This is a genomic window from Bacillota bacterium, from assembly GCA_023511455.1.
Lineage (GTDB): Bacteria > Armatimonadota > HRBIN16 > HRBIN16 > HRBIN16 > HRBIN16.
In genome coordinates, this window is record JAIMBJ010000012.1 from 1 (window position 1) to 24,474 (window position 24,474).

General features: G+C 60.2%; 21 protein-coding genes and 1 pseudogene. 9 read left to right on the plus strand and 13 right to left on the minus strand.

Annotated elements, in window-relative coordinates:
- Positions 1 to 246: 246 nt before the first annotated feature.
- A pseudogene (locus K6U75_08495) lies at positions 247 to 1,617 on the plus strand (methylcrotonoyl-CoA carboxylase).
- Positions 1,618 to 2,021: 404 nt separating this feature from the next.
- On the opposite strand, the gene K6U75_08500 reads toward K6U75_08495, so the two are convergent.
- Positions 2,022 to 4,595, minus strand: a complete 2,574-nt coding sequence (locus K6U75_08500) for a hypothetical protein (GenBank protein MCL6475074.1) — start codon at positions 4,593 to 4,595, stop codon at positions 2,022 to 2,024.
- 380 nt (positions 4,596 to 4,975) lie between these two features.
- Between K6U75_08500 and K6U75_08505 the strand changes: the two genes are divergently transcribed.
- A complete protein-coding gene (locus K6U75_08505; protein MCL6475075.1) occupies positions 4,976 to 5,818 on the plus strand; it encodes a phytanoyl-CoA dioxygenase family protein in 843 nt (280 codons plus the stop codon).
- Positions 5,819 to 5,906: 88 nt separating this feature from the next.
- Here K6U75_08505 and K6U75_08510 read toward each other — a convergent pair whose 3' ends face one another.
- A complete protein-coding gene (locus tag K6U75_08510) occupies positions 5,907 to 6,419 on the minus strand; it encodes a nucleotidyltransferase domain-containing protein (protein ID MCL6475076.1) in 513 nt (170 codons plus the stop codon).
- A gap of 157 nt (positions 6,420 to 6,576) precedes the next feature.
- On the opposite strand from K6U75_08510, the gene K6U75_08515 reads away from it, so the two are divergent.
- Complete coding sequence (locus tag K6U75_08515) at positions 6,577 to 7,344, plus strand: DUF1559 domain-containing protein (protein MCL6475077.1); 768 nt, start codon at positions 6,577 to 6,579, stop codon at positions 7,342 to 7,344.
- Between the two features lie 39 nt (positions 7,345 to 7,383).
- Here the strand turns inward: K6U75_08515 and K6U75_08520 are convergent, their stop codons facing one another.
- Positions 7,384 to 7,899, minus strand: coding sequence for a hypothetical protein (locus K6U75_08520; GenBank protein ID MCL6475078.1), 516 nt, complete (start codon positions 7,897 to 7,899; stop codon positions 7,384 to 7,386).
- A 120-nt stretch (positions 7,900 to 8,019) separates the two neighbouring features.
- Between K6U75_08520 and K6U75_08525 the strand changes: the two genes are divergently transcribed.
- The 3 genes from K6U75_08525 to K6U75_08535 are packed head-to-tail and all read left to right on the plus strand — an operon-like array spanning position 8,020 to position 12,772.
- The gene (locus K6U75_08525) at positions 8,020 to 9,942 is read left to right on the plus strand and encodes an acetylxylan esterase (protein ID MCL6475079.1); all 1,923 of its coding nucleotides are present in this window, start codon (positions 8,020 to 8,022) and stop codon (positions 9,940 to 9,942) included.
- Complete coding sequence (locus K6U75_08530; GenBank protein MCL6475080.1) at positions 9,930 to 11,813, plus strand: hypothetical protein; 1,884 nt, start codon at positions 9,930 to 9,932, stop codon at positions 11,811 to 11,813. Before K6U75_08525 ends, K6U75_08530 begins: the two co-directional genes overlap by 13 nt.
- Positions 11,814 to 11,830: 17 nt before the next feature.
- Entirely contained in the window at positions 11,831 to 12,772 is a 942-nt protein-coding gene (locus K6U75_08535) for a COX15/CtaA family protein (GenBank protein MCL6475081.1), read from the plus strand.
- 21 nt (positions 12,773 to 12,793) lie between these two features.
- Here K6U75_08535 and K6U75_08540 read toward each other — a convergent pair whose 3' ends face one another.
- The 10 genes from K6U75_08540 to K6U75_08585 are packed head-to-tail and all read right to left on the minus strand — an operon-like array spanning position 12,794 to position 21,203.
- Positions 12,794 to 13,864: a hypothetical protein gene (locus tag K6U75_08540; GenBank protein ID MCL6475082.1), complete on the minus strand. Its 1,071-nt coding sequence runs from the start codon at positions 13,862 to 13,864 to the stop codon at positions 12,794 to 12,796.
- A 1-nt stretch (position 13,865) separates the two neighbouring features.
- On the minus strand, positions 13,866 to 15,107 hold the full coding sequence (fabF, locus tag K6U75_08545; GenBank protein MCL6475083.1) for a beta-ketoacyl-ACP synthase II: 1,242 nt from the start codon (positions 15,105 to 15,107) through the stop codon (positions 13,866 to 13,868).
- A gap of 15 nt (positions 15,108 to 15,122) precedes the next feature.
- Positions 15,123 to 15,362 (minus strand): acyl carrier protein, encoded by a 240-nt coding sequence (locus tag K6U75_08550; protein ID MCL6475084.1) that lies wholly within the window; start codon positions 15,360 to 15,362, stop codon positions 15,123 to 15,125.
- A 55-nt stretch (positions 15,363 to 15,417) separates the two neighbouring features.
- A complete protein-coding gene (gene fabG, locus K6U75_08555) occupies positions 15,418 to 16,170 on the minus strand; it encodes a 3-oxoacyl-[acyl-carrier-protein] reductase (protein ID MCL6475085.1) in 753 nt (250 codons plus the stop codon).
- 44 nt (positions 16,171 to 16,214) lie between these two features.
- Complete coding sequence (fabD, locus tag K6U75_08560; protein MCL6475086.1) at positions 16,215 to 17,156, minus strand: ACP S-malonyltransferase; 942 nt, start codon at positions 17,154 to 17,156, stop codon at positions 16,215 to 16,217.
- A 4-nt stretch (positions 17,157 to 17,160) separates the two neighbouring features.
- Positions 17,161 to 18,144 (minus strand): ketoacyl-ACP synthase III, encoded by a 984-nt coding sequence (locus K6U75_08565; protein MCL6475087.1) that lies wholly within the window; start codon positions 18,142 to 18,144, stop codon positions 17,161 to 17,163.
- Between the two features lies 1 nt (position 18,145).
- The gene (gene plsX, locus K6U75_08570) at positions 18,146 to 19,192 is read right to left on the minus strand and encodes a phosphate acyltransferase PlsX (GenBank protein ID MCL6475088.1); all 1,047 of its coding nucleotides are present in this window, start codon (positions 19,190 to 19,192) and stop codon (positions 18,146 to 18,148) included.
- A 32-nt stretch (positions 19,193 to 19,224) separates the two neighbouring features.
- Entirely contained in the window at positions 19,225 to 19,443 is a 219-nt protein-coding gene (rpmF, locus tag K6U75_08575) for a 50S ribosomal protein L32 (protein ID MCL6475089.1), read from the minus strand.
- A 47-nt stretch (positions 19,444 to 19,490) separates the two neighbouring features.
- Positions 19,491 to 20,027 carry a DUF177 domain-containing protein gene (locus tag K6U75_08580; protein ID MCL6475090.1) on the minus strand — a complete coding sequence of 179 codons (537 nt, stop codon included), beginning with the start codon at positions 20,025 to 20,027 and terminating at the stop codon, positions 19,491 to 19,493.
- 30 nt (positions 20,028 to 20,057) lie between these two features.
- The gene (locus K6U75_08585; protein ID MCL6475091.1) at positions 20,058 to 21,203 is read right to left on the minus strand and encodes an acetate kinase; all 1,146 of its coding nucleotides are present in this window, start codon (positions 21,201 to 21,203) and stop codon (positions 20,058 to 20,060) included.
- 314 nt (positions 21,204 to 21,517) lie between these two features.
- On the opposite strand from K6U75_08585, the gene K6U75_08590 reads away from it, so the two are divergent.
- The 3 genes from K6U75_08590 (at position 21,518) to K6U75_08600 (ending at position 24,474) form a co-directional block, all read left to right on the plus strand.
- The gene (locus K6U75_08590; protein ID MCL6475092.1) at positions 21,518 to 22,252 is read left to right on the plus strand and encodes a hypothetical protein; all 735 of its coding nucleotides are present in this window, start codon (positions 21,518 to 21,520) and stop codon (positions 22,250 to 22,252) included.
- 5 nt (positions 22,253 to 22,257) lie between these two features.
- A complete protein-coding gene (locus tag K6U75_08595; GenBank protein MCL6475093.1) occupies positions 22,258 to 23,316 on the plus strand; it encodes a type IV pilus twitching motility protein PilT in 1,059 nt (352 codons plus the stop codon).
- An 81-nt stretch (positions 23,317 to 23,397) separates the two neighbouring features.
- Positions 23,398 to 24,474: a type IV pilus twitching motility protein PilT gene (locus K6U75_08600; protein ID MCL6475094.1), complete on the plus strand. Its 1,077-nt coding sequence runs from the start codon at positions 23,398 to 23,400 to the stop codon at positions 24,472 to 24,474.

Genomic DNA, 24,474 nt, shown 5'->3' on the forward strand with positions numbered 1-24,474 from the left:
CCCCCAAACGGGTATACCACCCCTGTGGAAACCCTACGGAGCCACATCCGTTGCGACTCACCCGAATTCCAGGCGAACACCCGGGCTTACACCACGCTGGTTCAGGAACTCCTCGCCCGGCGGGCAGAAGTCCGAAAAGGAGCCCCCGAAAAATATATCCAGCTCCACCGCGAACGAGGCAAACTCACCGCCCGGGAAAGAATAGAACGGCTCCTGGACCCCGATAGCCCCTTTCTGGAAATCGGGATGCTCGCCGCTTACGGAATGTACGAGAATGAGGTCCCCTCTGCCGGCATCATCGTGGGATTAGGCTACGTCAGCGGGAGGCTTTGCGTCATCGTGGCAAACGATGCCACCGTGAAATGAGGAACCTATTACCCCATCACCATCCGAAAACACCTCCGAGCTCAGGAAATCGCCCTCCAAAATCGCCTCCCCATCATTTACCTCGTAGATTCCGGCGGGGTCTTTCTCCCGATGCAAGCCGAAGTCTTCCCGGATAAAGAACACTTCGGAAGGATCTTTTACAATCAGGCGCAGATGTCCTCCCAAGGGATTCCCCAGATCTCCGTCGTGATGGGAATGTGTACCGCTGGGGGCGCCTACGTGCCCGCAATGAGCGACGAAAACATCATCGTCAAAAACGTGGGAACCATATACCTCGGAGGTCCCCCTCTGGTGAAAGCCGCCACGGGAGAAGAAGTCTCCCCCGAAGAACTGGGAGGCGGAGAAATGCACTCCCGCATCAGCGGAGTCACAGATCACCTCGCGGAAAATGACGAACACGCGCTGGAGATTTGCCAGGGAATTGTTAGAAACCTCGGACGCCCTTATCGCCATCCCTTACCCTGTGCCGAACCTGAAGACCCCCTCTATCCCCCAGAAGAAATTTACGGCATCGTTCCCCCCGACCCTTCCGAGCCCTATGAAGTCCGCGAGGTCCTTGCCCGGCTGGTAGATGGGAGCCGCTTCCACGAATTCAAGAGGGAATACGGGACCACTCTGGTGTGCGGATTCGCCCGATGGATGGGCTATCCCGTTGGCATCCTCGCCAATAATGGAGTCCTTTTCAGTGAAAGCGCCCTCAAAGGCACGCACTTCATTCAACTCTGCTGTCAGCGAGGCATCCCCCTGCTCTTCCTCCAAAACATCACAGGCTTTATGGTCGGAAAAAGATATGAGCAGGGAGGAATCACCAAGGACGGCGCCAAAATGGTTCAGGCAGTCTCCTGTGCTAACGTGCCCAAAATCACGGTCATCATCGGCGCCTCCCACGGAGCGGGAAACTACGCCATGTGCGGACGTGCCTACAACCCCCGCTTCCTCTTCACCTGGCCCAACTCCCGCATCTCCGTGATGGGGGCAGAACAAGCCGCCCAGGTCCTCATTACCATCAAAGAAGCCAAAGGACCCCTATCCGAAGAAGAAAAACGCGCCATCGGAGACCCGGTACGCCAACAATACGAAGAGGAAGGCTCGCCCTATTACGCCACCGCCCGAATGTGGGATGACGGCATCATCACCCCCACGGAAACCCGCGCCGTCGTCGCCCAATGCCTGGAAGCCGCCCTCCACGCCCCCATCCCGGAACCTCAATGGCCCGTCTTCCGAATGTAAAAAACCCCACCCTCCCAACGTCTTCCGCCAGCCCAGGGGACACACAAAAACCCGCAAAACTCAGTGAACTTGCGTAAACAATCTCTCCTGCGTGAGATGGTCATAACCCCATTTTAGCCCTCCCTCACAAAGCCCCAATTAATGGTAGGGGCAAACCCCCGTGCCTGCCCTGGTATGGGGCAACCGCAGGGTTTGGGCAACAGGCTCAAGACGGAGGGGCCCTACCCCAATTTTTTCTAAAATTCTTCGGTGGCTTTTGATAAAAGGAAACGACCCTTTGTAGGGGCGACCGGCCGGTCGCCCTTACATTGGTTTCGTCGCATACGTGGGTTTCGTTCCCGCACGTGGGGGCAGCAGGGACACGGCATGCCGTGCCCCTGCCAGAAAACCCGCCAAACCCATTTCTACTTCCGAGCCTTCGGGCGCTCCCTTTCGGATGCCCGCTGGCGAGCGGAGGGGGTGGGAGGGGTTGTGGGGACCTTTCGCTCCTCCATTTTTGGAGGGCGAGGGGGCTCGCGGTGCGCGGGCGGAGCGCTTCGTTCCGGGGCAGAACGCTCCCTATCCGGGCGGTAGTGGATGCCGTACTCTTTGGGCATTCCGTAGAGTTCCGGGTGCACGTACTTGCCCTTGATGGAGTCCTCCTTCTCCTGAACCGTCTGGAAGCCATACTTCTGCACGTAGCGGTCGTTGCGGATCGCTTCCACGCGCCAGGAGACCTTCACGTGAGGCTTATTGGTGCGGATGACGAACTGATTGTTCTGGATCTCTCGCACTACCTTCGCCAGGATGAAGTCATCGCTGTTGTCTATCACCGTGAGGTGATAGGTGGGGTCGCGGTTGATGCTCTCAAAGTAGTCGGGGAGCTGGATGGTGGCGTAGCCTTTCTCATCGGTCACCACGTTGCCCCGATACATGTTGTAGGGCTCCGGACCTTCCGAGCAGAAGTGGTTGAGGTAGTGGGTTTCTGGAAAGAGCGGATGGTCTATCTGGAACGACTTGCTGCCCGTAGCGGCAAAGGAGCCGAGAGCGTAGACCGCGTGCCCCGCGCCTCCAGAGGGCTCTTCGCCGAACACACCATGGGCGCTGGAGGCAGGACTATCGGTATCACCCCACACGCCCCATGCGCGGCCGCTGGAGGCGGAAGCATAGCCGACCACGCCAGTCCCGGACGTGCTGCCGCTCCAGAACCACCCACCGTAGGTGACACCGCTGGTGGCGGTAGCCAAGCCGAGCACGCCGATCCCAGAGGTGCTGTCGCTCCGACCCACCACGCCGTAGGTGACACCGCTGGTGGCGTGAGCCAAGCCGTACACGCCAGTTCCAGACGTGCTGTCGCTCCGGAACCACCCGCCGTAGTTGACACCGCTGCTGGCGGAAGCCCAGCCGAACACGCCACGACCATTCGTGCTGTCGCTCTGGAAGTACCCGCCGAAGGTGCTACCGCTGGTGGCGGTAGCCAAGCCGAACACGCCACGACCGTCTGTGCTAACGCTCTGACCATACACGCCGTAGGTGGCACCGCTGGTGGCGGTAGCCAAGCCGAACACACCACGCCCAGAGGTGCTGTTGCTCTGACCCAACACGCCGATGGTGACACCGCTGGTGGCGGTAGCCCAGCCGAGCACGCCATGACCATTCGTGCTGTCGCTCTGGAAGTACCCGCCGAAGGTGCCACCGCTGGTGGCGGTAGCCAAGCCGAGCACGCCACGACCATTCGTGCTGTCGCTCTGGAAGTACCCGCCGTAGTTGAGACCGCTGGTGGCGGTAGCCCAGCCGAACACGCCACGACCATTCGTGCTGTCGCTCTGGAAGTACCCGCCGAAGGTGCCACCGCTGGTGGCGGTAGCCAAGCCGAACACACCAAACCCAGAGGTGCTGACGCTCTCACCCACCACGCCGGAGGTCGGGCCGCTGGTGGCAGAAGCCCTGCCATACACGCCAGTCCCACCCGTGCTGTCGCTCTCACCCCACACGCCGTAGGTGACACCGCTGGAGGCGGTATTCGTGACGGAGAACGCCGCGCCGCCCACATTCGCGCTCCCGGAAAACGGAAGCGTCAAACCGCCCACATCATCCGCAGAAGGAGCCCACATCGTGCCCGTCCACTTGAGCACCTGACCGCTCGCAGGAGCCGTGGACGAAACAGGGCGAGTCTGCAAACGAGCAACCGTCGGGTTCGGATACGTCCCAGACAGGTCGCCACCCGCAGAACCACCGGGAGTCACTCCTGAGATGGTCACGTTGCTCGCAGAAGTGAGCCGACCCTGGGCGTTCACCGTGAACACGCCCACCTGAGTCGCCGAGCCATACGTGCCCGCGGTAACACCCGTGCCCGATAACTTCGCATCCGTCACCGCACCGTTGGCGATGTGTGCCGTCGCTATCGTGCCGTCCGCGATCTTCGCGCTTGTCACCGCGCTGTCTGCCAGCTTCACCGTCGTCACCGCAAGGTCCGCCAGCATGCTCGTTACCACCCCACCCGTAGCGATGGAGAACGTGTTACCCGTCAACGCCAGACCCCCACCCGCCGTGTAGGTGGTGTCGTTGTCCTCCCCGTCCGCAAAGCCCGCAGGCATCCCGCTGATGCCCGACCAGGGCACGCTCAGCGCGCTGAACGCCAGTTGGCTGTAGGGAACACGGTGGACCCTGACACGGGGAGAAAGGGTCGTATAGGAACCGCTTCCCGAAGGACGCACGGCGATTTGCAGGAAGCGGTCATTGCCGTCCCACACGTTGCCGAAGTCCAATTCGGTGGTAAACACACCGTTGCTGACGCTGACACCGATGCGCGTGATGGTGGAACCAACCTGTAGGCCTCCAGTAGCCGCCGTCCAGAGGCTGAACTGGAGGTCATAGTTGCCGCTAGCAGGGATGCCCGTGCTCTTAAGCATTCCCTGATAGGTGAAAGATTGCGCGAAGATGCTCCCGCTGCAGCACAGAAGCAGAGAGAGCACCAGCGCAGTGCGCACACTACGCATGGATGAAACCCTCCTTTTGGAAAGAATATGGTCAACAAGAGGTGAGGGCTTGCAGGAAGGCAGATGGTGGGTAGCAGGGGGGTCTCTCCGCCCTTCTTGGTCGCCGTCACTTCGGGTTGACTGTGAGAATGTTAGCATAGAAAAATATATCTTGTCAACGGGTTTTTGGGTTTTGGAAAAAGATACCAAACAGTGCCTCGCGGTGAGCCGACTCCTCCCGACCTCCTCGCGGGCGGGGAGTTTTTTTACGGTTCGGAAGGAGCCTTTCCCACCGTGCTGGACATCTGGCGGATTGACGGAATACCCACGAGCCGCATTGACGCAGCGAACCCAGCTGTGGTATTATTTTGATAGACTAAAGGCTGAAGAGAGGGTGCTGCATGATTACCGCAAAGCACATCGAGCAGTTTCAACGTGAAGGTTACGTCATCGCTCGCGGATTGTTCAGCAAGCAGGAAGTTGACTTCTATATCGACCACTACATGCGCTTACGGGAGGCGGGATCCTATCCGGGTGACTTTGCGGGGGTAGACCCTACGAGCAACGACCCGCTCAAGCGCTACCCGCGCATGATCCACATGCACCGCTGGGACGAAGTGAGCCTGAAATGGATGATTGACCCTCGCCTCAATGCATGGCTGACCGCCTTACTGGGTAAGGAGCCATACGCGGCACAGACGATGCTCTACTTCAAGCCGCCGGGTGCGCGCGGACAAGCACTGCATCAGGACAACTTCTATCTGCGAGTGCATCCGGGCACGTGCATGGCGGCGTGGATGGCGCTGGATCCGTGCGATGAAGAGAACGGTTGCCTGATGGTGGTTCCGGGTACGCACAACCTGCCTATCCTCTGCACGATTCCCGCCGACACTACCGAAAGTTTCACCAACATTGCCGTGCCTGTGCCCAAAGACCTGCCCATTGTGCCTGCGGTGATGGAGCCGGGCGACGTGCTGTTCTTCAACGGTTCGCTGATACACGGCAGCTATCCCAACCGCTCCACGAACCGGTTCCGCCGCTCGCTCATTGGGCATTATGCGGTGGGAGACGCCCAGAAAATCGCACAGTTCTACCAGCCGTTACTGCGCATGGACGGTACCGAAGTCACCATCGAAGTGAGCGAGGGTGGTGGACCCTGCGGAGTGTGGGTGGAACGCGACGGCAGACCAGTAGTGGAAATGGTGGAGCCGCAGCAGAAGAGACCTGTTCCCGACCACGAATGAGCCACTCTATTCGGTGCGCTCCATCAGATTGCGGCACGCTTCGAGAGCGAAGCGTGCCTGTTGTATTAACGCGCGGTGCGGTGATTGTTCATATCTCTATCACCTCTCCCGGGCGGAAGTCCGGCTTAAGGTCCCAGTAGCGCACGGTGCCCAGCTGCTTGCGTTGCGCGCCAAGCTCTCTCAGGCGTTCGCGCACCCTCTCCAGCACTTGCGCGAAGAATCGTCCACGGTCTACCAGCAGAATGGCGTCTTCTGTCATGTCCAGATAGGGCGGCACGACGTGTTGCGCCTCAGCTTCGGTTTTCAGAACCTCGCTGAAGTCGCCTCGATAGCCTCGCGCCCAGAGCCGACGCAAACGGGGTTCGACCTGCTCCCGCACGGGGTCCATTAGCCGGTTTCGCTCGAAGATGCCGTGTGGCAGCTGCTTGCAAATGATGAGCAGGTCAACGTCCGACTCCGCATGTGCCTCACCGCGCGCCACCGAGCCGTACAGCACGACCGAGGTCAGGTTGTCCCCGAGCACCTTACGCGCGACACGGGCGTAGCTTCGTGCCAGCCGCTGAAGCGCCGCACTCCAGTTTGGCGTGGATATTTCCGGCATCTCCACTGTTCACCAGATGTATTCTAATGCCAAAACCGAGAAAAGGCAAACAGCAAACGTTAAACATCTCTTAATCCAAAATCTGCCTCCACTGCTTGACTCGCAGTTGTACTGCCTCTATACTAAGCAAGGCAAAATCCTTCGAGGAGGTTGACTCATGAAGCGCCACGCTTTCACCCTGATCGAATTGTTAGTCGTTATCGCGATTATCGCGATACTGGCGGCCATTTTGTTCCCCGTTTTCTCGCAGGCGCGTGAGAAAGCACGCTCGGCTTCCTGTCTGAGCAACATGCGCCAGTACGCGCTGGCAACCCTTGCCTACGTGCAGGATTACGATGAGATGTTCCCCCAGAGCGTGTACAGCATGGACAATCCAATCCTGGTGCCGGGCTCCGGAGACCGGGTGTTCACCGTGTACGATGCCACGATGCCTTATGTGAAAAACGTAGACATTATGGTATGCCCGTCGCAGCGGCCGGGCATCGATTTCGTGACTATCCTGCAGCGATTAGGACTGCGCGGGAGTGGAACCTTCCGCTATGCCTCCTACGCCATGAACTTTGCCCTGTTCCAGGACCCGGCACTACCCCCGGGACTGTTCGACAGAGACCCCGTGGTGAGCCTGGGTGCCGTCGGGGAGCCTGCCAACACCACCATGTTTTACGATTCCACATATATTGCGCTCGGCACGCCGCAGGTAGACCCGGGTTGTCCCGCGCCGAATGGTCCCTTCGGTTGGGATAACTTCCCCGCACACCCCCGCCACTCCGATGGTTTTAACGTGAACTTTGTGGATGGGCACGCGAAGTACTATCCGCGCCGAGGTAACATCCCCGGCACCTCGCCCACTTCATCAGGAACCGTTCCTACGTACACACTGCCCTGTGACCTGTCAGGCATTCCCGGGGGTACCCCCGATACGTAAGTGTGCCATGGGCACGCCAGCCTCGCTGGCGTGCCCCGCTTACTTGACTTTAGAGGCACGTGCCACCACCGCGCGTAGCACGGTCAGTCCTTCATCTGCTGCCTGACGGTTATCCCGTGTCACCATCACCGTCACAAAGAATCGCCCTCCCGCCCAGTAGAAGGTGGTCGCGCCGTCCACCTGTACCTGAAAGCCGACCCCGGTCAGCTTGAGAGACTGCGGCTTCTGCTTGCGATGTGCGTTGCGCCAGTACTCGACGAACCGACGGGCGGCGGTAGCGTCCTTCATCGTGTGGGTGGTAACGGTTACATACCAATCGCCCTGCTGGTAGAGCTTTTGCGCGGCTTCCAGCACCCCTGCCTTCGTGTAGGTCTGGTAACCGCCGTTGTAGATGCTGGTTAACCCATTACCTTTGCCGTACAGGTACGACCCCTGCACCTCTTTCCAGCCCATCAGTTCGGCGGATGGCAACAGCTTTGCACAGGGACTGTTTTCGCCTTCCGCCCACGCCAGCGAAGCCACGAACAGAAGCAGCAACACCAGCAGTTTGTTCATCGGAAACCTCCTGTGTGGTGCTGAGGATATTCTACCAGCATTCCAGACGTTTTGCAGGAACGGCGGTTTCGCTGGCGTAGAGTTTATGAGAAACGTCACCAGCAAATCGGAGGGCGCAAGATGGAAGTCCCTTCCCGCGATGAGCGCGTGAGCCACGTGAGGCACGGCGAGATGCATTTGCCGACGCCCGCTTATGCATCCCGCCAGCAATGGGAGGCACGGGCGAGGTGGTTGCGAGAACACATTTTGAACAGCGCAGGACTACTGCCCCTGCCGCCACGCACGCCTTTGAAAGCCCGATTCTTCGGGCGAATCGAGCATGAAGACTACAGCGTGGAGAAAGTATACTTCGAAAGCTTTCCGGGTTTCCTGTGCACGGGGAACCTGTACCGACCGGTGGGTAAAAAGCCGCCCTTTCCAGCCATCTTGTGTCCGCATGGTCACGCCCACGGGGGCAGGTTGGAAGACAACCCCAATGACAACAGCGACACCTCCTATGTGGGACTTTGTGTGAATCTGGCGAAGCAGGGTTATATCGCGTTCAGCTATGACATGGTGGGCTACAACGATAGCCTTCAACTGCCTCATCAGCGCGTCTCGAAAGAGTGGGAGCTGTGGGGAATCCATCTGTTGCGCCTGCAGTTGTGGAACAGCCTGCGGGCGATGGACCTGCTACACACCCTGAAAGAGGTCGACACACGCCGTATTGGCTGCACGGGGTCATCTGGCGGAGGCACGCAGACCTTCCTGTTGACAGCGGTGGAACCGCGCGTGGCTGCTGCCGCGCCGGTGTGTATGGTGTCTGCGCATTATCAGGGCGGCTGCTTCTGCGAAAACGCGCCCGGCTTACGCCTGGATACCAACAACGTGGAAATCGCCGCGCTGGCGGCACCGCGCCCGCTGTTGCTGGTGGCGGCGACCGGCGACTGGACAAAGAACACCATGGAGGAGGAATACCCTGCCGCCAGGGCGATATACGCCCTGCTGGGGGCGGAGTCGCGCATCTCTGCAGTTTGCTACGAGGCAGACCACAACTACAACCGCGCCAGTCGCGAGGCGGTTTACGCCTTCTTCGGTAAATGGCTGGGTATCCCTGCACCCGACCGCGAACCACCCTTCACAGTAGACCCTCCGGAGAAGGTGCGGGTCTTCCCCGACGGGGTGCTGCCCGCAGGCTACCCGCGAGGAGATGCGGTACTGGAGGCTTTGCGCCAGATGGACGCTGAGCAGTTACGCAGACGCTTCCCACGCACCCCTCAGCAGGTTCCTGCGTTTCGGCGATGGGTGGGCAGTGCCTGGATGCACACCCTAGCTGTAGAGACAGTGACGCCCGCACAGACAGAGGTGCTGGACGAGCAGGAACACACCACCACCCTGCCTCATCGCCGTATCGCCTTCCGCCGCCGAGGGACGGGTGAAGTCGTGCTGGGCGCGCTGTTCCAGCCAGCGAAACAGTCTCCGGGCAAGGCGGTACTGCTGCTACATCCGGAAGGTACGGAAGCATGGGTGCGCCGAGAAAGCCTGCTTCATCGCTTCCTGGACGCCGGTTATCTCGTCATGACGCTGGACGCCTTCGGCACAGGGGAACATTTACGTCGTTTCGGCGCGCGCAACCTGCAGGGCAACTTTCCGGAGACCTTTAATCGCACAGACGCACAGGGGCAGATACAGGATACTTTGACCGCGCTGGCGCTGCTGCGTTCGCGGCGTGGAGTGAGACAGACCTGCGCCGTCGGCATGAGCAACGCGGGGTGGTGGGCACTACTGGCGGCGTCGTGCGACCGCAAACTGCACTCGGTGGTGGCTGACCTGAACGGGTGCGATGGCAGCAACCGTTTCTTCCTGCAGAACGTGTGGGTACCCGGCATCCGCAGGCTGGGCGATTGGGCAACAGCAGCCGTGCTGGCTCTGCCTGCCCGTGTGCTGATTCACCACCTCAGTGTCGAGGAGGCGCGAAGGGTTTCTCTAACGGGCTTTGCACCAGTGATCAGCGTATCGCCTGCACCCATACGGGATGAGGAGATATTGCGGTGGACAGCGTAACGCTGTACGCGGTATGGGGATGGATGCCCGCGCTGCTGGCGGTTGCCCTGCTGGCGTGGACAGGCTGGCAGTGGTGTCGCCAGTGGAGGTTACCGTTTACAGATGCGGGGGAGCGCCTTGCTTTTGGGCTGGCACTCAGCACGGGCTTGTTGTCCTATCTCGTGCTGGCGTTAGGACTGCTGGGTGGGCTGCGCCCGAACGTGCTGTGGGGCGCGTTCGGGTTCGTGTTGTTGCTGGGCATCATTGCGTGGGGACGGATGCGGGGTGCCGCAGAACCCGCCCTATCCCTGCCGTGGCAGCACTGGGTCCTGCCCGCACTGATTGCCTGGTGGTCGTTGCCGATGGTGGCGTCTCCCCCTGCCGCCACCGACTGGGATGGGCTATCCTATCACCTTGCCGCCCCAGCCATCTGGCTACGGGAAGGGCGTATCGGTTACATCCCCTTCATGCACCACTCGAACTTCCCGTTCGTGATAGAGATGCAATACCTGTGGGCGATAGGAGTGGGCATGGGCGCAGGCGGGGCGAAGGTGTTTCACTGGGCAACCCTGCTGATCACGCTGTGGGGAATACTGGCTTTTGCGCGACGCGCAGGCTTTGCAGGGACATGGGCAGCAGCCAGCTTCGTCGCGGTGCCCGTCGTGCTGTGGGAGTCCACCGTCGCTTATGCCGACCTTGCCACCACTGCCTACACCCTGCTTTGCCTGCTTGCCGCATGGAACGCCGCCGCCGAGGAGGATGTCTCCATTCGCCGCAGATGGCTGGTACTGGCGGGTTTGATGGGAGGCCTTGCGCTGGGAACCAAGATGACCGCGCTGGGCAGTGTAGGGTTGCTGGCGTTGTTGTTGCTGTGGGAGATGATGCGCCGGCGGCAAGTGCGGTTCGCCGAGATTGCAGGTTGCGTCGTTCTCGCGGTGCTGGTGGGCGCGCCGTGGTATCTCAAGACCTACATTTACACGGGCAATCCCGTGTATCCCTTTTTTTACGAGATATTCGGTGGGCGCAACTGGACAGCGGAAAACGCCCGCATCTACCGCGAGGCGCAGCTGGCGTTTGGGCTGGGACGCGAGCCCTACCAGCTGCTGATGGCGCCGTTCAACCTGACCTTCTACTGGAACCGCTTCTTCGACCCCCTGCCGTTTGTGGGGTCGGTCGGATTCGCGTATCTGGCAGGGCTGATACCGCTGCTGTTGGTGCGCAGGCTGCCCGACGCGGCACGTTGGTGGATACTCTTCTCGCTGGTATCGCTGGCGTTGTGGTTTGTGCTGATGCAGCAGGTGCGCTACCTGATGACCATCTTCCCGCTGGTGTCGTTGTGGTGCGGCTGGCTGGCGGTGCAAAAAGACCATCGCCTCACAGCGCGAGCGATGCAGCTAGCGATTGCCCTGCAGGTGCTGTGGTGCGTGATGGGCATGTTCCCCCTGTGGGGCAGGACGCTGACGGTATGGCGCGAGGGTTCAACGGCATATCTGGAACGTGCTTTGCCCGGTGTGTGGCAAGCCTGCCAGTGGGTCAATCAGAACACCCCGCGCGAAGCAGGCGTGATACTCTATGACGAGACGCGCGGCTTCTACCTGCAACGACGCTACCTGTGGGGCAACCCTGGGCACCATACCCTGATTGACTACGACTCGCTGACCGACGGCGACATGCTGGCGCACACTTTGCACCGCATGGGATACCAGTATGTGCTGCAGAATCTGGCATTTGTGCCGCCCGGGGCGGAGCGCGAGCACTGGCGTCGGTTACTGCTGGATGCCGTCGCAAAGGGTGCTTTGGTCGAGCGGTTCCGCGAGCGTCAGGTCGTGGTGCTGGAGATACGCCCCCGTCCGATGGTTCTGACCCATCTGGGGTATAATCAGGCTAAATAATCTGCGGGGTAACTGCCATGAGCCGATTCGCTAGGTTCTGTTGGGGCGTGCTGGGTTACAACGTGCTGGTCATTCTCTGGGGAGCGTTTGTGCGGGCCACGGGCAGCGGCGCAGGTTGTGGCAGCCACTGGCCCACCTGCAACGGCGAGATTATCCCGCGCCCCCAATCGGTAGAAACGCTGATTGAGTTCACACATCGAGCTACCAGCGGGTTAGCCCTGCTGGCGGTGCTGGCGATGTTCGTGTGGGCTTTTCGAACGCATCCGCGCAAGCACATCGTTCGTTTGGGAGCGTCGCTGTCGCTGTTTTTCATCATCACCGAGGCACTGTTGGGCGCGGGGCTGGTGCTCTTCGAGTGGGTGGCGCACAATACGTCGGTCGCGCGGGCGATATCGATGCCCCTGCACCTGCTGAATACCTTCCTGTTGCTGGCTGCGCTGACGTTGACCGCGTGGTGGGCGTCGGGCGGGGCGGTGTTCCGGTTGCGCGGGCAGGGCAGGCTCCTGCACGTGCTGGTTGGGGGATTGCTGGCGGTGCTGGTCGTCGGCATGACAGGAGCGGTCATCGCGCTGGGAGACACGCTCTTTCTGGGTCTGGGCGTTCAGCCCGAAGAATCGCCGCTGGTGCGCACGCTGATTGCCATCCGCCCGATTCATCCGGTGGTGGCGGTGCTGGCTGGAGTGTATCTCTCGGCGGCAGGCATCTGGGTGCTGAATCAGCGTCCGCATCCGGCGGTAGGGCGTCTGGTGATGACGTTGATGATGCTGTATGTGGTTCAGCTGGTGGCGGGGGCGGTAAATGTCGTGTTGAAGGCGCCGGTGTGGATGCAGCTGGTGCATCTGCTACTGTCGGACGTGTTGTGGGTGGTGCTGGTGTTGCTTTCGGCAGCTGCGCTGGCAGCAGAACAGGCTCCCGCGTCTACGCCACAACCCATCCCCTCTGCTTCTCCGATAAAGTGAGCGACGTGGCGACCTGAACGCTTAATCGTATCGTCCCAGCTCCTTCGCCTTGCGCACGAACTCGCGGAACTGCTCGAGGCTGACGCTATCGGGCACGGAGTGGTCGGAGCTGATGATATAGCCGCCGCCCTGCTTCATCACGGGAATGACCCGCTCCATCTCCGCGAACATCGCCTCCATGTCGTAGAAAAGCACGGCGTTCAGCCCACCGTGAAAGCCCAGTCGGTCGCCGTACTGCTTTTTCAGCTCGGTCGGTTCCATTCCCGCCTTCACCTCGATCGGGTTGAGCATTTGCACGCCGATTTCGATGAACTCGGGGATGAACGGACGCACATCACCACACGAGTGCAAACGGACATACACCCCATGCGCCTGCGCCCATTCACATGCCCGGCGATGCACCGGCTTCAGCAGCTCGCGATAGGTCCTGACGGAGAAGAACTGGTGCCCCTTATAGCCCATGTCGTCGGGCCATGTGATTTCGTCGAAGGTGTAGCCTGCCTCCCACAGCATGTCCAGCAGGGCAAGGTCGACATCCAGAAAGTGATTGAACATGTCCATCAGCCACTCTGGGTCTTCCACGATGGCAAGCAACACCCGCTCGGTACCCACCGCCCACGAATGCGTGACGTCGAATCCGAACCACAATCCCGCGCTAATCCAGTAGCCCTCCTCGCGCCAGCGACGGTAGTTCTGCTTCAGGTGGTCCCATGGGATGCGGTCAGGCGTGGGCGTCATCCGCGCTTTTGCTTCCTGCCAGCTATCCCGGTCCACGATGGTGAAATCCAGAAACTCGGGCACTCCGCCGCGATGCTTCCAGTTCTTAAAGGTCGCTCCCCAAGGAGAAGTGGAAATCACATACTCTTCGGTTTCTTCTATCACCTTCACCGGGTAACGCGGACTGTTGTCCAGGTGGATAGCGGTAAACTTGTCCAGTTCGAAGAACTCCGCAAAATCCGCATCGGACGGCATGCCCTCTCGGTGCCAGCGTTCGATGGTGGCAGCCCAAGGGCTATCGGTAATCGGCACGCGGTCCGCCTCACGGTGTTCGTACATCCGTTTCACGCGCTCGTGCGTGGTCAGTTCAGCCATCTCAACCCTCCCAGCGTTTAAACACCAGTGTCGCGTTGTGCCCACCGAAGCCGAAGGAGTTAGACAGCGCGATGTCTATCTTCATGGGACGCGCCTCATTGGGCACGTAGTCCAGGTCGCACTCCGGGTCTGGCGTTTGATAGTTGATGGTGGGCGGGGCAAGCTGATGCTGGATGGCAAGCACGGTCGCAATGGCTTCTACCGCTCCCGCCGCGCCAAGCAGGTGTCCCGTCATCGATTTGGTGGAGCTCACTGCCAGGCGATAGGCATGTTCACCGAAAGCGCGTTTGATAGCCAGTGTCTCCAGTCGGTCGTTGGCGGGGGTAGAGGTGCCGTGTGCGTTGATATAGTCTACCTGCTCGGGAGTGATGCCTGCTTTGCGCATCGCCAGCTCCATCACCCGTTTTGCGCCTTCCCCTTCTGGGTCGGGGGCGGTGATATGATAGGCATCCGCGTTCATGGCGTAGCCAATGAGTTCGGCAAGTATGGGCGCGTTGCGTTGCAAGGCGTGTTCCAGTTCCTCCAGCACCATCACGCCCGATCCTTCGCCCATCACGAAGCCATCCCGCTCGGCGTCGAAGGGACGGCTGGCGTGTTCGGGGTCGTCGTTACGGGTGGAAAGCGCACGCGCGTTGGCGAAGCTGGCTAATGCCAGGGCGGTGATTGCTGCCTCAGTGCCACCTGCTATCATCACGTCTGCGTCTCCCCGGCGAATGATCTCCCAGGCGTCCCCAATCGCGTTTGTGCCAGCGGCACAGGCGGTTACCACAGTGGTGCAGGGACCTTGCAACCCGAACTGAATAGCAACCTGTCCCGACGCCATGTTTGCAATCATCATCGGTATCAGGAAGGGGCTTACCCTATCGGGTCCGCGCTCCAAAAACACCCTGTGTTGCTCTTCCAGAGTCTGCAATCCGCCGATGCCGCTGGCAATCAACGTGCCGATGCGTGTGCGGTTCTCGTCGGTGATTTCCAGTCCCGAACTCGCCAGCGCCTCTCGGGTCGCCGCGATAGCAAACTGCGTAAAGCGGTCCATGCGACGCGCTTCCTTGCGCTCCATATAGTTCTCCGCGACGAACCCCTTGACTTCTGCCGCAAAACGCACCGGCTGTCCCGAAGGGTCAAAAGAAGTAATAGTCGCCACCCCGTTGCGTCCGCTCTTCAGTCCCTCCCAGAAGGAAGGAACATCCAGGCCCAACGGGGTGATGGCGCCCATGCCGGTCACCACTACCCGTCGCCACATTTCCGCCATTGTCGTTTAACCTGAAGCGAGCTTCTGGTCGATGTAATTCACCGCATCCTGTACTGTACGAATGCCCTCGGCATCCTCGTCGGGTATCTCGATGTTGAACTCTTCTTCCAGAGCCATAATCAGCTCCACGACATCGAGCGAGTCCGCACCGAGGTCCTCCGCAAAGGAAGCTTCCGGCGTTACCTCGTTCTCATCCACTTCCAGCTTGTCCACAATCACTTTCTTGATGCGGTCAAACGTGTTCATGCTACCCTCCGTTCTTGTGAAGTGTTGTCCGTTGACAGATCACAGCAATGGCTTTCTATATCATAACGAGACCGCCGTCTACCGTCAAGACCTGCCCGGTGATATAGGATGCCTCCTCGCTGCAAAGGAAGACCACCGCGCCTGCCACGTCTTCGGCTTTGCCCAGCCGCCCCAGCGGGATTTGCTTCAGGATGGCTTCGCGCACCGATTCGGGCAGGCTGTCGGTCATGGCGGTGTCTATCCAGCCGGGAGCGACGGCGTTCACACGGATGTTGCGCGAGCCCAGCTCCCTTGCCAGCGATTTGGTGAAACCGATTAAACCCGCTTTGGCAGAGGCGTAGTTCGCCTGCCCGGCATTGCCCGTCAACCCCATGATGGAGGTGATGTTGACAATGCATCCGGAACGCTGTTTCATCATGACTTTCGCCACGGCACGGCTGCACAGAAACGCTCCTTTTAGATTCACGTCCAGCACCGCGTCCCAGTCTTCCTCACGCATCCGCACCAGCAGGGCGTCGCGCGTGATGCCTGCGTTGTTCACCAGAATATCTATCCTGCCGAACGCCTCGATAGCCTCGGCGATACCCGCCTCCACCGATTCCGCTTGCGACACATCCATCTCTATCGCCAGCGCACGCCTGCCTATCTCCTGCACCGCGTCGGCAACCCGGAGAGCATTTGCCAAAGTGTGTGACGCAACCGCCACGTCTGCACCCTCGCGCGCCAGCGCAACCGCGATGCCGTGCCCGATACCCCGGATGTCTTTCCCCGCACCGGTCACCAGTGCGATTTTGCCTTCCAGTCGCAATCCACCCTCCCGCTCTGTTTGTCGTGTTCAGTGTGTCAGACGAGTCATCCACCCCGCAACAACTCGGCTGCACGGTGTAATTCCTCAGCGTTGCGCACCGTGCATGTTTGCGCGTCTGCCATCGTTCGCTTGACCAGACCGCTGAGCACGTCGCCGGGCCCCAGCTCCACAAACAGCCTCGCTCCCATTTCCCACATCCGACGCACGCTTTCCTCCCAGCGCACCGAATGCAGCAGCTGTTCGGTCAGCAAAGCCACGAAGTCGGCCTCTGCGTTCAGCACGTCGGCGGTGCGGTTGGCAACCACCGGAACCCTCGGCGGGCGGAAGGTTACCTGTTGCAGTGCTGCGCGAAACCGCTCGGCAGCAGGTTGCATCAGTGGCGAATGGAACGCCCCACTCACGCGCAGGGGGATGACCCGTTTCGCGCCTTTTGCTTTACACAGTTCCCCCGCTTTGGCTACCGCCTCCGCCTCGCCCGAGATAACCACCTGTCCGGGGCAGTTGCGGTTTGCCACGCAGACCACGCCCGCAGAGGACGCCTCTGCACAGGCAGATTCCACCGCGTCCGCATCCAGACCCAACACCGCCGCCATCGTGCCCGGCGACCTTTCCGCTGCCTCCTGCATCGCTTCCGCGCGCGCACGCACCAATCTCAATCCGTCCTGCCACTCCAGCACACCTGCCGCCACCAGCGCGGCATACTCGCCTACGCTGTGCCCTGCCACGCAAACAGGGTTCACCTCCACCATCTCGTTCAGGGCGTACCATGTCGCCACGCCGGTCACGAACAGCGCAGGCTGGGCGTGAACCGTCTGACGCAGCTCCTCCTCACTGCCCTCAAAACACAGCGCGCTCAGGCGGTAGCCCAGAATGTCATCTGCCTCCTCATAAATCTTCCGCGCCGGGGCAAACGCTTCGGCTATCTCCTTGCCCATGCCCGGCGATTGCGAACCCTGTCCCGGAAAAACCAGTGCGTACACTGCCACCTCCTCAGTAAGCCCATCGGATGACGCATGCACCCCACGTCAGTCCTGCACCGAAACCCACCACGACCGCCACGTCGCCCTTCTTCAAGCATCCTTGCGCCCACGCCTCATACAGTGCGATAGGTATGGACGCTGCCGAGGTATTTCCGTAGCGGTCGACGTTCACAAACACCCGTTCCATCGGCAGGTTCAGCCGCTCTGCCGCCGCCTGAATGATACGGATGTTCGCCTGATGCGGGATGAAAAGGTCCACCTCTTCGGGCCGAACGCCCGCCTTCTCCAGCGCCTGCACCGACGCCTCGCCCATGATAGTGACGGCGAACTTGAAAACCTCGCGCCCGCGCATGTGGATGGTATGGCGTTTCTGCGCCATGACCTCTGGACTGATTGGCTCTCGGGTGCCACCTGCAGGCACCTGCAGCAACGGCGCGCCCGTACCATCCGCACCCAGCACACCCGATAGCACACCGTAAGGCTCCTCCACAGGGGTTAGCACCACTGCTCCTGCGCCGTCGCCGAACAGCACACAGGTCGAGCGGTCTTCCCAGTTCACCTGCCGCGACAGCACATCCGCACCAATCACCAGCACGCACCGATAAGCGCCTGTTTCCACCGCCTGCGCTGCCATCCACAATGCATACACAAAGCCCGAGCATACCGCGTTCAGGTCGAACGCCGCCGCCTTCATCGCTCCAATCTTCGCTTGCACCAGGCAAGCGGTGGAAGGCCAGGGCATATCGGGAGTGGCGGTCGCCACCACGATAAGGTCGACCTCTTCCGCGCTCTTGCCTGCATTCCGCAACGCCTGAACCGCTGCCTGCGCCGCCAGGTCAGAAGTGGCTATCTCCGGGGGAGCGATGCGCCGTTCGCGGATGCCGGTACGGGTAACAATCCACTCGTCAGTGGTGTCGATGCGCCGTTCGAGCTCATGATTCGTAACAACCCTGTCGGGAATGCCCACACCCACGCCCACAATGCCAGCCCGTATGCTACCGCGCATCGGCTTCGTTCTCCTGTAGCAACAGAGGCAATGAGCTCAGCAGGGCAGTTTGCTGAAGCATCGCGCTTTCGATGCGCTCCGCCATCCGTTCCTGCACCGACCGCACGGTGAGCCTCACACCGTTGGCAATGGCGCTGGCGTGCGACCGTCCATGCCCGATGACGCACACCTTCCTCACACCCAGCAGATGCGCGCCGCCGTACTCTGCATAGTCGGTGCGCTGTTTCAGGCGGCGGATAACCCCTTTCATCAGGCTGAGAGGTAGCATCAACAGCGGATTGCGTCGCACCTCTTCTTCGATGAGGCTGACCATGAAGCTGGCAGTGCCTTCGCCGATTTTGAGCGCAACGTTGCCCACGAACCCGTCGCACACCACCACGTCCGCCTTTCCTTCAAAGACGTCCTTGCCTTCGATGTTGCCGACGAAGGGAAGCCCACTCTGGCGCAATAGTTTGTGCGCCGTCTTCACCACCTGATTGCCTTTGCTCTCTTCCTCACCGTTGCTCAGTAGTCCGACGGTCGGGCTGGGGATACCCAGAATGAGCTGAGCATACACCGAGCCCATAATGGCGAACTCCAGCAGGTGCGACGGGTCACAGTCCACATTTGCCCCTGCGTCAATCAGCACGAAACGTCCCTTCTTACTGGGTATCGCCGCGGCGATGGCAGGGCGGTCTATGCCGGGGATACGTCCGATTTGCAGGGCAGCAACCGCCATAGCTGCCCCACTGTTACCCGCAGAGAAGAAAGCATCCGCCTCCCCCTCCTGCACCATCCGTGCGCAAACCACGATAGAGGCGTCGCGCTTGCGCTTGACACCCTGTACAGGGCTTTCCCCCATCTCGATGACCTGCGGGGCATGTCGAAGATGCAGATTGGAGGGCAAAGACACTGCCCGCAGTTCTGCGGAAACACGCTGTTCGTCACCCACCAGAGTGATGTCCACAAAGGGCATCTCGCGGGCGACGGTCAAACAGCCGCGGACTACCTCCTGCGGGGCATGGTCGCCCCCCATGGCATCGACCGCAATACGTATGGCTGAGTCGGGGAACGCCATATAGCCAGAGACTATCTTTCGCGGCGTCGCTTCTGCTTAATCAGCACTGCCTGCCGTCCCTTGTAGTAGCCACAGACAGGGCAGGCGGTGTGCGACAGGTGTGCGCCCGGACAATTCGGGTTATTCGTCGGGCACCGTCCGATTTTCACCACTGTTGCCGCGTTCAGGGTATAGTGAGTGCGCCGCTTTGCGGTTCGCGCATGAGAATGTCGTCGCTTTGGTAAAGCCACAGTCTCACCTCTTTCCGATAAAAATCGCCGATATATTATATCACGAGTCACGCCTCTTCCATCTGCGCAAGCAGCCGTGCCAGCGCGGCGAAAGCAGGATGCCCGACCGGACGTTCGCAAGAACATTCTCCTTCGTTCAGGTCGGCGCCACACGTCGGGCACAGGCCTTTGCACTCCTCGTCATGCAGAGGCTTGATGGGTAGAGAAACCAGCAGCATCTGCCGTATCAGCTCCGTCAGGTCCAGGATATTACCGTCCAGAAAGAGGGTATCGCCCTCCTCCGGCACGATGGTCACCTGCGGATGCTCGAAGGGACGCGCGGCGATAGCCCGCAGTTCTACCTGTTCCTCGACCTCGCACCGAAGAGGCATTTCGAAAAGACGCAGGCATCGACTGCACTCCAGCTCCACAGTGGTATGCAGGATGCCGCGCACCAGCAACAGGTCTCCGGTGTTGGTGAAGCGCAAAGTGCCTCGAACGGGACTGAGCACCTGCAGGTCGGTAATCGAGCTCGCCGGTTCGTCTACATCGTAAGACATCTGCTTACCGACATGCTGGGCAATCTCGGTCAAATCCAGTCTCACGGGGAACTCCCCCTCTCTATGTGACAGAGTTTAGTGGCGTACTCTTTGCGCCAGCCTGCGGGTCTCCTCGGCAATGACACGCTCCTCGTCGGTCGGTACGACATATACTTTGACACGCGAGCCGGGCGTACTGATACACCTTTCCCCTTTGCCGGCACGGTTCGCGTCTTCGTCGATCTCCACCCCGAGGTATCCCAGCGAAGCGCACACCTTGCTGCGCACCGCCGGACTGTTCTCGCCGATGCCCGCCGTGAACGCGATGGCATGAACCCCGTTCATCGCGGCGGCATACGCGCCGATGTACTTAATGATTCGATAACAGAATACCTCGAAAGCGGTCTGCGCTTGACTATCTCCGGCAGCGGCTCGCGCTTCCACATCGCGCATATCCGATACACCAGCCAGCGCCAGTAAACCGCCCTCCTTGTTAATCAGGCGGTCCACGCGGTCAGCATCCCAGCCGAGGGTGCGCTGTAAGTGCAGGAGTATCGCCGGGTCGAGGTCACCCGAGCGGGTTCCCATCACCAGTCCTTCGGCGGGGGTCATGCCCATGCTGGTGTCCACGCTCTTGCCATCCAGCACCGCGGCGATGCTACAGCCGTTGCCCAGATGACAACAGATGATCTTGCTGGGTGTGTGCAGGGCGTTCTCCTGCCTCAGCAGTTGTATCACCCGCTCCGAAACGTAGCGGTGCGAGGTGCCGTGAAAGCCGTATCGGCGGATGCCGTATTTTTCACGCAGTTCATAGGGCAGGGCATACAGATAGGCATGTCCTGGCAGGGTATGGTGGAAGGCGGTATCGAACACCGCCACCTGTATCGCCTGCGGCGCCTGCTCCATGCACGCACGAATACCCAGCAGGTTGGGCGGATTATGCAGAGGCGCAAGGCTGGCGCACTCTTCCACCGCTTCGATGACCTCCGGCGTGATAATTACCGCTCCTGTGAACTTTTCACCGCCATGCACAACGCGGTGTCCGATGGCGTGTATCTCCTCTATCGGCAGCCCCCCTTCCATCTCGCTGAGCTGCTTAAACATCTGCTGTACCGCTACCGTGTGATTGGGGGTTTCTGCGCTGCCCACGCGCTCGATCAATCCTCGCGCCCGCTCTTGCGAATCGCTGAACAGTCGGTATTTCACCGACGAACTACCACAGTTCACTACCAGTATGTTCACCGAAATGCCCCTCCGGTTACCAGCGCGCAACTACCGTTAACCGCTTGCGTACTTGTATATTTGTAGTGCGAGGAGGCGTTCTCCTGCAAGCAAGAAAAGCCTGTGCATGTGATGCAGGGCGCACCTGCCTGCGTAGTCCCGCAGTGATACCGATTGCGGCGCATTGTGCAGATAGCCCGACATCCCTTGACCTTTCGCCCTCAGGTTTGATACAATCAGTGTGTGTCCTGGGCAGGTATCATCACAAACGCTCTGCAGGGAGCGTCATGAGCGGTTGCGCCGTGGTCAGAAGCGAATATCAGAAACGAGGTTCTATGCATACGCCAATGCGTCTTACGCTGTTAGCTCTGCTGCTCGGTTTGTTCACAGGGGCTGTCACGGCGCAACAGAGTGTTGCCCCGCAAGTTACCATCGTGGTTATCTCCACCGGCACAGGGGAAGACCATCTGAACTTCGCCTACAGCACCACCGTTCCCGAAAAAGAGGCGGCGGAGCGATTCGAACGTCTTCTGCGCTACGGAGGCTGGCAGGGAAAACTGCTGAAAGTGCGCACCGAGGCTCCCCGCAGTATCGAGGGCAACACGTTGCCCCCCATGACCGACGTCATTGGGCGCGCCCGAAACGTTGTAGACCGCAACAGTGGCGGTTTACCTGTAGAACCGTTCCTGCGAGCCTTTTCGGACTATGAGCTTTTCGAGATATACTTTCTGGTGCAGGGAGACATGCCCTTTCAGGGCTTGCGCGAATGGACAACACGCGACCTGCAGGTGAAGCTCATCTACACTCCGGGCGTCTACCGGTATCAGGTGCGTATCTTGAGGCATGGGGCGGATGTCGATCTGCGAGTGCCATTTCATCAGCCGGTGCAAGAAGAACAGCCTGTTCAGCAAGAGCGAAAGGAAACTGCGCCGGGCTGGCGAATCGCTGGCTGGGCACTGGTCTCTCTGGCGCTGGGAGGGCTGGCATATCTGGTGATGCGTTGGGCAATTCGCCATTCTTCCCGCATACCGGTATCTGCACAACATCATGAATCCACGAGAGAGGGATAGCGCCGATGTTGGAACTGAGCGAGTTACTGCGCTATGGAGCGTCGGTCAAGGCGTCGGACCTGTTCATTAAAGAGAACACTCCGCCGACGTTGCGCGTGCACGGCAGGATTCAGCCGATGGACATGCCCCCGCTCACTGCGGATGACACGCGCAATCTGGCATATAGCGTCATGACCCACGAGCAAATCGGGCGGTTCGAACACCGTCATGAGCTCGACCTCGCGTTTACGATTGAGGGCATTACCCGCGTGCGCGCCAACATCTATCAACAGCGCGGCAGTATCGCGATGGTGTGTCGCCTCATCCCGCTGAACATCTACACGCTGGAAGAGCTGAAAATGCCGCCAGCGGTTGCGGAGCTCGCCAAACAACGGCAGGGGTTGGTGCTGGTCACGGGTCCCACCGGATGTGGAAAATCGACCACGCTGGCAGCGATGATTGACCTCATCAACGAAACCCGACGCTGCCACATCGTGACCATCGAAGACCCCATCGAGTTCGTGCATCCCGACAAACAGGCGATAGTCAGCCAGCGTGAGGTGGGCATCGATACCGACAGTTTCAGCGATGCGCTCAAATACGTGGTGCGCGAAAGCCCGGACGTCATCCTTATCGGCGAGATGCGCGATATCGAGACCATGCACGTCGCCCTGCAGGCTGCGGAAACCGGGCACCTGGTCTTCTCCACCGTGCACACGCCCAGCGCGGCGGAGACGATGGACCGAATCATCAACATGTTCCCCCCGCATGACAAGCCCCAGATTTGTATGCGTCTGTCCAACTCGCTGCGAGGCATCGTCTCGCAGAAGCTGGTGCCTCTGAAGGACGGCAGCGGACGCATCGCCGCAGTGGAAGTGATGATTTCCACGCCCACCATCGCCAAACTGATCGAGGAAGGGCGCGTAGGACAAATCTACAGCGCGATTGAGGAAGGACAGTTCTGGGGCATGCAGACGATGAACCAGTGCCTGTACAAATACTACAAGCAGGGGCTGATCACCGAGGAGGATGCACTGGCGTACGCAGGCAACCTGACCGAGTTGCGCCAGATGCTGCGGCGGTAAAACCCGCAAAAACGGAAAGCCATAGACATCACGTAGCAGCAGTAAGAAGTACCTGTTGAATCTGGGAGGAAGACAGACCATATGCACATAGATGACCTGTTGCGGATGGTGGTGCAACGCGACGCTTCTGACCTGCACCTGCGCGCCGGAGAGCCTCCTATCCTGCGCATTCACGGTGACCTGAAGCGCACCGACCTGCCCCGCCTCACCGCCGAAGATGTCAAAAACCTGTTGTACGCTATCCTCAACGAGGAGCGCAAACAACGCTTTGAGCGCGACAAAGAGCTCGACCTCTCCTACGAGGTGCCAGGGTTGGCCCGGTTCCGCGTCAACATGTTCTGGCAGCAGCGGTGTGTGGGCGCGGCACTGCGGTTAATCCCCTTCCGCATCCGCACTATCGACGAGCTGCTCATGCCGCCAGCCGTCAAGGACCTCTGTATGCGCCCACGCGGACTGCTGTTGGTGACCGGTCCCACCGGCTCCGGCAAGTCCACGTCGCTGGCAGCGATGATCGACCACATCAACACCCACAAACGCTGCCATATCATGACCATCGAGGACCCCATCGAATACATGCATCACGACAAGCTGTCCATTATCAACCAGCGCGAGCTGGGCGTGGACACACACTCCTTCGCCGATGCGCTGCGCCACGTGATGCGACAGAACCCCGACGTCATCCTGGTGGGCGAGATGCGGGATCTGGAGACCATCCACCTCGCCATCACCGCCGCCGAAACGGGGCACCTGGTGATGTCCACCGTGCACACGCAGGACGCTCCGCAGACCATCGACCGCATCGTGGACGTGTTCCCGCCGGAGCAGCAACAGCAGATACGGATGCAGCTGTCGGTGGTGCTGGTGGGCGTGCTCTCGCAGACCCTGCTGCCGAATGCACAGGGCACCGGGCGGGTGGCAGCCTTTGAGCTGATGGTGGCGACCCCTTCCGTGCGCAACCTGATTCGCGAAGGCAAGACGCACCAGCTCTACATGGACATCCAGACCGGTGCGGAGTTTGGTATGCAGACACTCGATAGCTGCCTGCTCAACCTCGTGCGCAAAGGGCTGGTGGACTTCGAAGACGCCATCGCGAAGTCATCCAATCCGCGCGACTTCGAGCAGCGCGCGCAGCGCATGATGGCAGGTGTTCAGGTATAA

Bases quoted from the DNA above. Each gene is read 5' to 3' on its own strand.
- K6U75_08600 (MCL6475094.1), top strand. From the start codon at position 23,398: ATGCACATAGATGACCTGTTGCGGATGGTGGTGCAACGCGACGCTTCT.
- K6U75_08520 (MCL6475078.1), bottom strand. From the start codon at position 7,899: ATGAACAAACTGCTGGTGTTGCTGCTTCTGTTCGTGGCTTCGCTGGCG.
- K6U75_08595 (MCL6475093.1), top strand. From the start codon at position 22,258: ATGTTGGAACTGAGCGAGTTACTGCGCTATGGAGCGTCGGTCAAGGCG.
- K6U75_08515 (MCL6475077.1), top strand. From the start codon at position 6,577: ATGAAGCGCCACGCTTTCACCCTGATCGAATTGTTAGTCGTTATCGCG.
- K6U75_08525 (MCL6475079.1), top strand. From the start codon at position 8,020: ATGGAAGTCCCTTCCCGCGATGAGCGCGTGAGCCACGTGAGGCACGGC.
- K6U75_08550 (MCL6475084.1), bottom strand. From the start codon at position 15,362: ATGAACACGTTTGACCGCATCAAGAAAGTGATTGTGGACAAGCTGGAA.
- K6U75_08500 (MCL6475074.1), bottom strand. From the start codon at position 4,595: ATGCGTAGTGTGCGCACTGCGCTGGTGCTCTCTCTGCTTCTGTGCTGC.
- fabF (MCL6475083.1), bottom strand. From the start codon at position 15,107: ATGTGGCGACGGGTAGTGGTGACCGGCATGGGCGCCATCACCCCGTTG.
- K6U75_08535 (MCL6475081.1), top strand. From the start codon at position 11,831: ATGAGCCGATTCGCTAGGTTCTGTTGGGGCGTGCTGGGTTACAACGTG.
- K6U75_08540 (MCL6475082.1), bottom strand. From the start codon at position 13,864: ATGGCTGAACTGACCACGCACGAGCGCGTGAAACGGATGTACGAACAC.
- K6U75_08590 (MCL6475092.1), top strand. From the start codon at position 21,518: ATGCATACGCCAATGCGTCTTACGCTGTTAGCTCTGCTGCTCGGTTTG.
- K6U75_08505 (MCL6475075.1), top strand. From the start codon at position 4,976: ATGATTACCGCAAAGCACATCGAGCAGTTTCAACGTGAAGGTTACGTC.
- K6U75_08510 (MCL6475076.1), bottom strand. From the start codon at position 6,419: ATGCCGGAAATATCCACGCCAAACTGGAGTGCGGCGCTTCAGCGGCTG.